This is a genomic window from Pseudomonas sp. NPDC088885 (assembly GCF_044750025.1).
GTDB lineage: Bacteria > Pseudomonadota > Gammaproteobacteria > Pseudomonadales > Pseudomonadaceae > Aquipseudomonas > Aquipseudomonas rustica.
The window spans coordinates 25,418-33,017 of record NZ_JBIVJB010000055.1 but is presented as its reverse complement, the minus strand read 5'-3'; the positions used below and the strand labels follow the sequence as shown (position 1 = coordinate 33,017).

Here is a 7,600-nt window from a genome sequence, read left to right as displayed (position 1 = left end):
CAACCTGGCGAACGTGTCGACCACGGGTTTCAAACGTGACCGCGCCGAGTTCCAAGACCTGCTGTATCAGATCAAGCGTCAGCCAGGCGCCCAGTCGACTCAGGACAGCGAACTGCCTTCGGGCCTGCAATTGGGTACCGGTGTGCGCATCGTCGGTACGCAGAAAAACTTCACTGCCGGCAGCCTGCAAACCACCGAGCAGCCGCTGGACATGGCCATCGACGGTCGCGGTTTCTTCCAGATTCTGCAGCCGGACGGCACCACGTCTTACACCCGTGACGGTACCTTCCACCTCGACTCCAATGGCCAGATCGTCAACGCCAGCGGTTTCGCTCTGGAACCAGCCATCGTTATCCCGAACAACGCGCAGAGCTTCACCGTCGGCGTTGACGGCACCGTGTCGATCACCGTTCCGGGTAACCCGGCCGCTCAGGTGATCGGCAACCTGCAAACCGCCGACTTCATCAACCCGGCCGGTCTGCAAGCGGTGGGCAACAACCTGTTCCTGGAAACCGCTGCTTCCGGCGCGCCGCAAATCGGCACCCCGGGCCTCAACGGTTTCGGCACCACGCTGCAGAACACCCTGGAAGGTTCCAACGTCAGCACCGTTGAAGAGATGGTCAACATGATCACCACTCAGCGCGCTTACGAGATGAACTCCAAGGTGATCTCCACCGCCGACCAGATGCTCTCGTTCGTAACGCAGAATCTGTAATCAGTCTATGAGGCGGCCATGAGGCTGCCTGCAACACCGTGAGGTAGGGTCATGAAACGCTTCGTATCTGTTTTGGCATTGGGTGGGGTCGTCTCGCTCGCGGGCTGTGTCGCACCGACGCCCAAGCCCAATGACCCTTATTACGCTCCGGTGTTGCCGCGTACGCCTTTGCCGGCGGCGGCCAACAACGGCTCGATTTATCAGGCCGGTTTCGAACAGAACCTGTACAGCGACCGCAAGGCGTTTCGGGTCGGTGACATCATCACCATCACCCTCAACGAGAAAACCCAGGCGAGCAAAAACGCCAACTCGCAAGTCGCCAAAAACAGCAAGACCGGCATCGGCTTGACCTCGCTGTTCGGCGGTAGCGGCGTGACCAACAACCCGTTGGGCGGTAACGATTTGAGTCTGGACGTTGGCTACAGCGGCGACCGTGCGACCAAGGGCGACAGCAAGGCTGCGCAGGGCAACACCCTGACCGGCTCCGTCACCGTGACCGTGGCGGACGTGCTGCCCAACGGCATCATCGCCGTGCGCGGCGAGAAGTGGATGACGCTGAACACCGGCGATGAGCTGGTGCGCATTGCCGGTCTGGTGCGTGCTGATGACATCGCCACCGACAACACCGTGTCGTCGACTCGCGTCGCCGATGCACGCATCACCTACTCGGGCACAGGCTCATTTGCCGATGCGAGTCAGCCAGGCTGGTTCGACCGTTTCTTCCTCAGCCCGCTGTTCCCTTTCTAGGTGGCTACGTTGAATCTGAAAAGCCTTATGGTGGCCGCGCTGTTGATGTCTGCGGCTTTCACTGCACACGCCGAACGGTTGAAAGACATCGCCAGTATTTCTGGCGTGCGTTCCAACCAGTTGATCGGCTACGGCCTGGTGGTCGGGCTTAATGGCACCGGTGACCAGACGACGCAGACCCCGTTCACCCTGCAGACCTTCAACAACATGCTCTCGCAGTTCGGCATCAAAGTGCCGCCGGGCTCGGGCAACGTGCAATTGAAGAACGTCGCGGCGGTGTCGGTGAGTGCCGATCTGCCGGCGTTCGCCAAACCGGGTCAGCAGGTCGACATCACCGTGTCCTCGATCGGTAACTCCAAGAGCCTGCGCGGCGGCACACTGTTGCTGACCCCGCTCAAGGGTATCGACGGCAACGTTTACGCCATCGCTCAGGGCAACCTGGTGGTCGGCGGTTTTGATGCCGAAGGCCGTGACGGTTCGAAGATCACCGTTAACGTTCCGTCGGCCGGTCGCATCCCCGGCGGTGCGTCGGTTGAGCGTTCGGTGCCGAGTGGTTTCAACCAAGGCAACAGCCTGACCTTGAACCTCAACCGTTCCGACTTCACCACCGCCAAGCGCATCGTCGACAAGATCAACGACATGCTCGGCCCTGGCGTGGCGCAAGCCATCGACGGCGGCTCGGTACGCGTCACGGCACCGCTCGATCCGAGCCAGCGCGTCGACTACCTGTCGATCCTCGAAAACCTTGAAGTGGATCCGGGTCAGGCGGTGGCGAAAGTCATCATCAATTCGCGCACCGGCACCATCGTCATCGGCCAGAACGTCAAAGTCTCGCCAGCCGCCGTGACCCACGGCAGCCTGACCGTGACCATCACCGAAGACCCGATCGTCAGCCAGCCAGGCCCGTTGTCCAACGGCCAGACCGCTGTGGTGCCACGCTCGCGGGTGAACGCTGAGCAAGAGGCCAAACCGATGTTCAAATTCGGCCCGGGCACCACCCTCGACGAGATCGTCCGTGCGGTGAACCAGGTCGGCGCGGCGCCGGGTGACTTGATGGCGATCCTCGAAGCACTGAAGCAGGCCGGCGCGTTGCAAGCCGACCTGATCGTGATCTGAGGCCGACCATCATGGATATGCGCAAAGGCAGTCTGGTCAGCAACGCCGATTCGGGTTCGTACTCCGACCTCAATCGTCTGAATCAGCTCAAGGTTGGCGACAAGGACAGCGACGGCAACATGCGCAAAGTCGCGCAGGAATTCGAGTCGCTGTTCATCGGCGAAATGCTCAAGTCGATGCGTTCGGCCACCGACACCCTCGGTCAGGACAATCCGCTGAACACCCCGGCGGCCAAGCAATATCAGGAAATGTCCGACCAGCAACTGGCGGTGTCCATGTCCCGCGAGGGCGGTGGTATCGGCCTGGCAGACGTGCTGCTGCGTCAGATGCAGAAGAACAAACCGATGGCGCCGGGTGAGGCTGCGGCCGCGTCCGCCGCCAAGCAGGAAGAAGCACGGGCGAAAGCCGCTGGCGTGGTCACGCCGATTGCGGCGGGCACCACCGCGATCAACGGCCCGTTGTCGCGGGTCAATGGTGAGCGTCCGTTGTGGGCGTCGCGTTCCGGGCGTGTGTCGAGCACTGATACGTCGCACAGCAATGACATGGCGATGATCAACAAACGTCGTCTGTCGTTGCCGCCGAAACTCACCGATCGTTTGCTCGCCGGTTTGGTGCCGTCGGCCACGACCGCGACCAGCGCATCCAATGCGTTGCCGCAAGCGACCGCGCCCGCCGCCATTACCGGTTCCGGCCCGCTGTACAACGGCGACTGGCTGGCCCGTGCCGAGAACGAAAAAGCCTCCGGCGGGCAGATGCAGGTCTACGGCCGCGCCATGGCGCAGATTCCGTTGGCACCGGCGAAAAAAGCCTTCAGCTCCGCTGATGAATTCGTCAACACCATGCTGCCGATGGCCAAGGAAGCTGCCGACCGTATCGGCGTCGATCCGCGTTATCTGGTGGCGCAAGCGGCACTGGAAACCGGTTGGGGCAAATCGGTCATGCGCGCGCAGGACGGTAGCAGCAGCCACAACCTGTTTGGCATCAAGGCGAGCAGCAACTGGCAGGGTGATTCAGCCCGCGCCATCACCAGCGAGTTCCGCAATGGCGCGATGGTCAAGGAGACGGCCGAGTTCCGTTCCTACGCCTCGTACAAGGACAGCTTCCACGATCTGGTGACTTTGCTGCAGAGCAATAATCGCTATCAAGATGTGCTGAAGTCGGCCGATAACCCAGAACAGTTTGTACGCGAGTTGCAGAAGGCCGGTTACGCCACCGACCCGAACTACGCGACAAAGATTTCGCAAATTGCCAAGCAGATGAACAATCTTCAAAACTACGCTGCGGCGGGTGTATCCACCACGCCTTTATAAGGCACAAGGTATAAGGTCTGAACCATGAGTTTGCTCAATATCGGGATGTCGGGTCTGGCGTCGAGCCAGTCCTCTTTGGCTACGACAGGCAACAACATTGCCAACGTCGACACCGCCGGTTACTCACGTCAGCAAACCGTGCAAGGCACCAAAGCCTCGCAGCAGTACGGCACCGTTTTTATCGGCACGGGCACGACCCTCGCCGATGTGCGTCGGGTCTACAACTCGTACCTGGAATCGCAGTTGCACACCGCGACCTCGCTGAACAGCGAAGCGGCGTCGTACCTCGCGCAGGCCACGCCGCTGGACTCGATTCTGTCTGACACCAACACCGGGTTGACCGGTGTGCTGCAAAAGTTTTTTACCTCGATGCAGGGCGTGTCGACCTCGGCCACCGACGACACCTCGCGTCAGTCGGTACTGACCGGTGCGCAAGCGCTGAGCAGCCGCTTCAACGCCCTCGCCAAGCAACTGAATGACCAGAACACCACCATCAATGGCAGCCTCAGCGACATGACTGCTCAGGTGAATAAACTGGCCACGTCGATTGCCAACCTGAACCAGAAGATCGGTGAGATTTCCACCAGCGGCGGCGCGCCGAACGACTTGCTCGACAGCCGTAACGAAGCCGTGCGTCAGCTCTCCGAACTGACCGGTGCGCAGGTCGTTGAACGCGGCACCAGTTTTGACGTGTATGTCGGCAGCGGCCAGCCGCTGGTGATCGGCAACACCACCAACTCCCTGAGCATGGTTGCCAGCAAAGACGATCCGTCGCGCATGTCGATTCAGATGGATCGTGGCTCGAGCACCATCGACATCACCTCGGTGATCAGCGGTGGCGAAATCGGTGGTCTGCTGACGTATCGCAAAGACGTTCTCGACCCGTCGCTCAATGAGCTGGGCCGTGTGGCCCTGGTGGTTGCCGATCAGATCAACAGCCAGCAAGCGCAAGGCATCGACAAGAACGGTGACTTCGGCGCGGCGATTTTCAACAACATCAACAGTGCCGCGCTGATCAGTCAGCGCAGCATCGCGCAGGCGGGCAACAGCAGCGGTTCGGGCAACCTTGACGTAACCATCAAGGACACCGGCAAGCTGACCACCAGTGATTATCAGGTGACGTTCACCAGCGCGACCGACTACAGCGTCAAGCGCTCCGACGGCACCGACCTCGGCACGTTCAGCACCACGACCAATCCGCCGCCGGTGATTGACGGTTTCAGCCTCGCCCTCAACGGTGGTGCGTTGAGCGCCGGTGACAGCTTCAAGATCACCCCGACGCGTAATGCCGCCGCGAGCATCCAGACGGTGCTCAGCGATCCGAAGAAGATCGCTGCCGCAGGCCCGCTGACCGGTTCCGCTAGCGCCAACGGTCTGGGCACTTACACCCAGCCGACGCTGAGCGACACGATCAACATCTACAACCCGACTGCCCAGGCTGACATGCAGGCGGCGCTGAAGAATTCGACGCCGGTGAAACTGGTGTTCGGTGATGCCAGCGGCGGCAGCCAGTCGTATACGCTGGTCGACGCCAAGGGGCAGAACATCGGCACCGGCACCATCGTGCCTGGCCAGTCGAACACACTGAACCTGAAAGTCGGTGTCCTCGATGCCAACGGCAATCCGGTGATGGACACCTCCGTTACGCCGAATGTGCAGAAGACCTTCACCGTGCAAACCACGGTCGGCGGCACGCCGAAGTCCGGTGAAACCTTCACCATGAACCTCACCGGTGCGGCGTCTTCGGACAACCGCAACGTGCAGGCGCTGGTCGGTCTGCAAACCAAACAAACGGTCGACACCGGTTCGGCGAGCAAGGGCATCAGCCTGACCGACGCCTACAACAAACTGGTGACCAACGTCGGCACCAAGACTGCCCAAGGCAAGTCTGACAGCGCCGCGACCACGGCGATTCTGGATAACGCGCAAGGTGCGCGCGATTCGCTGTCCGGGGTCAACCTCGATGAAGAAACCGGCAACCTGGTCAAATATCAGCAGTACTACACAGCGTCTTCGCAGATCATCAAAGCTGCGCAGGAAACTTTCGCCACGCTGATCAACAGCCTTTAAGGAGTCGTAATTCATGCGCATTTCCACCGCCCAGTATTACGGCACGCAAGCGTCGGACTATCAGCGTAACTTCAACAAGGCTGTGGCCACCGCGAGCGAGGCGAGCAGCCTGCAGCGGATCAACACCGCATCGGATGATCCGGTCGGTGCCGGCCGTTTGCTGCAACTGGGCCAGCAGGCTGCGTTGCTTGATCAGTACAACGGCAACATCAACAGCACTAAAAGTGCGTTGAACGTGCAGGAAACCACCCTGGATTCCATCACTACTGCATTGCAACGCGCCAAGGACCTTGCGCTGGCCGCCAACAACGGCACGGCCACCGACAAGGATCGCCAGGCCTACGCGGCAGAAATGGGCCAGATCCAGCAACAAGTGCTGGGCCTGATGAACTCCAAGGATGCCAACGGCAACTACCTGTTCTCCGGTTCGAAAACCGACACCGCGCCGTACTCGCAAAATGCCGATGGCACCTTCACCTACAACGGTGACCAGACCACCATCAATCTGGGCATTGGCGACGGCATGACCGTGAGCACTAACACCACCGGTTGGGAAGCGTTCCAGCAGACCATCAACACCGGTCGCACCAGCACCAACATGACGGCTCCGGCAGTGGATGACGGCCGTGTGGTGTTGTCCAACGGTACGGTCGGCACTGCCGCCACTTACAACAGCAAGTTCACCGGTGGTCAGCCCTACACCGTGAGCTTCCTGAGTAGCACGCAGCTGAAAATTACCGATGCCCTGGGCAACGACGTGACCGCTGAAGCCAGCCAGAACGGCGTGGTCAGCAACACCTCCGGGGCCAACCAGACGGTCAGCTTCCGTGGCGTCGATCTGAAGTTGAACATCAACTTGAAGACCGGGGACACCGACCCGGACGCCGTGATCGCCGGACACACGTTCCAGCTGTCCTCGACGCCGGACACGTTCACCACCACGCGCAGCCCAGGCAATCCGTCGACAGCGGTCATCACCGGTTCGACCATCACCGATCAGGCTGCGTACACCGCTGCCTTCCCGCAGGGTGGTGCCGTCCTCAAGTTCACCAGCGCCACGGCGTTCGACTTGTACGCAGCGCCGGTCACGGCTGACAGCAAACCGGTGTCCTCGGGTACCGTGTCGGGCAGCAATGCGACGGCGGCGGGCGTGACGTTTGCACTGGGCAACACGCCCGCGGCGGGCGATCAGTTTTCGATCCAGCCGAACAACCACCAGACCCAGAACATCCTCGACACGTTGGGTCAGATGGTCACCGCGCTGAACACGCCGATCGATGGTGATCCAGTGGCCAAGCAAAAATTCCAGGGCGCGATGGAATCCGGCCTCGGCAACATCGACGCCGCCACCAACCAGATTGGCGCTTCCGTGACGTCGATCGGTGCCCGAGGTCAGGCGCTGGATATGCAGACCATCACCAACCAGAGCCTGAGCACCGCCAACTCGACGACTCAAGGCTCGATCCGCGATTCCGATCCGGCCGAAGTCATGACCCGCCTGACCTTGCAGCAGACCATGCTGCAGGCCGCGCAACTGGCGTTCAGCAAAATCTCTCAGCTGGGCCTGTTCAACAAGATCTGATGGTGGCGGGCGCGCAAGCGCCCGGTTACCTGGTTTTAATGTCTTCTTTTGCGGTGTCAG

General features: G+C 60.9%; 6 protein-coding genes. All 6 read left to right on the top strand.

Features of this window, described 5'->3' with window-relative positions; all coding sequences use genetic code 11:
• On the top strand, positions 1–715 hold a 715-nt coding region (gene flgG / locus ACIP1X_RS19450; RefSeq protein WP_400754378.1), incomplete at its 5' end, for a flagellar basal-body rod protein FlgG.
• Between the two features lie 51 nt (positions 716–766).
• Positions 767–1,462: a flagellar basal body L-ring protein FlgH gene (gene flgH / locus ACIP1X_RS19445; protein WP_053118299.1), complete on the top strand. Its 696-nt coding sequence runs from the start codon at positions 767–769 to the stop codon at positions 1,460–1,462.
• A gap of 27 nt (positions 1,463–1,489) precedes the next feature.
• Positions 1,490–2,578 (top strand): flagellar basal body P-ring protein FlgI, encoded by a 1,089-nt coding sequence (locus ACIP1X_RS19440; RefSeq protein WP_053118300.1) that lies wholly within the window; start codon positions 1,490–1,492, stop codon positions 2,576–2,578.
• 11 nt (positions 2,579–2,589) lie between these two features.
• Positions 2,590–3,888 (top strand): flagellar assembly peptidoglycan hydrolase FlgJ, encoded by a 1,299-nt coding sequence (gene flgJ, locus ACIP1X_RS19435; protein WP_282353927.1) that lies wholly within the window; start codon positions 2,590–2,592, stop codon positions 3,886–3,888.
• 24 nt (positions 3,889–3,912) lie between these two features.
• Positions 3,913–5,958, top strand: coding sequence for a flagellar hook-associated protein FlgK (gene flgK / locus ACIP1X_RS19430; protein WP_400754376.1), 2,046 nt, complete (start codon positions 3,913–3,915; stop codon positions 5,956–5,958).
• 13 nt (positions 5,959–5,971) lie between these two features.
• A complete protein-coding gene (locus ACIP1X_RS19425; RefSeq protein WP_400754374.1) occupies positions 5,972–7,540 on the top strand; it encodes a flagellar hook-associated protein 3 in 1,569 nt (522 codons plus the stop codon).
• The last annotated feature ends 60 nt before the right edge of the window (positions 7,541–7,600 follow it).

Bases quoted from the DNA above. Each gene is read 5' to 3' on its own strand.
- flgH (WP_053118299.1), top strand. From the start codon at position 767: ATGAAACGCTTCGTATCTGTTTTGGCATTGGGTGGGGTCGTCTCGCTC.
- ACIP1X_RS19440 (WP_053118300.1), top strand. From the start codon at position 1,490: ATGGTGGCCGCGCTGTTGATGTCTGCGGCTTTCACTGCACACGCCGAA.
- flgJ (WP_282353927.1), top strand. From the start codon at position 2,590: ATGGATATGCGCAAAGGCAGTCTGGTCAGCAACGCCGATTCGGGTTCG.
- flgK (WP_400754376.1), top strand. From the start codon at position 3,913: ATGAGTTTGCTCAATATCGGGATGTCGGGTCTGGCGTCGAGCCAGTCC.
- ACIP1X_RS19425 (WP_400754374.1), top strand. From the start codon at position 5,972: ATGCGCATTTCCACCGCCCAGTATTACGGCACGCAAGCGTCGGACTAT.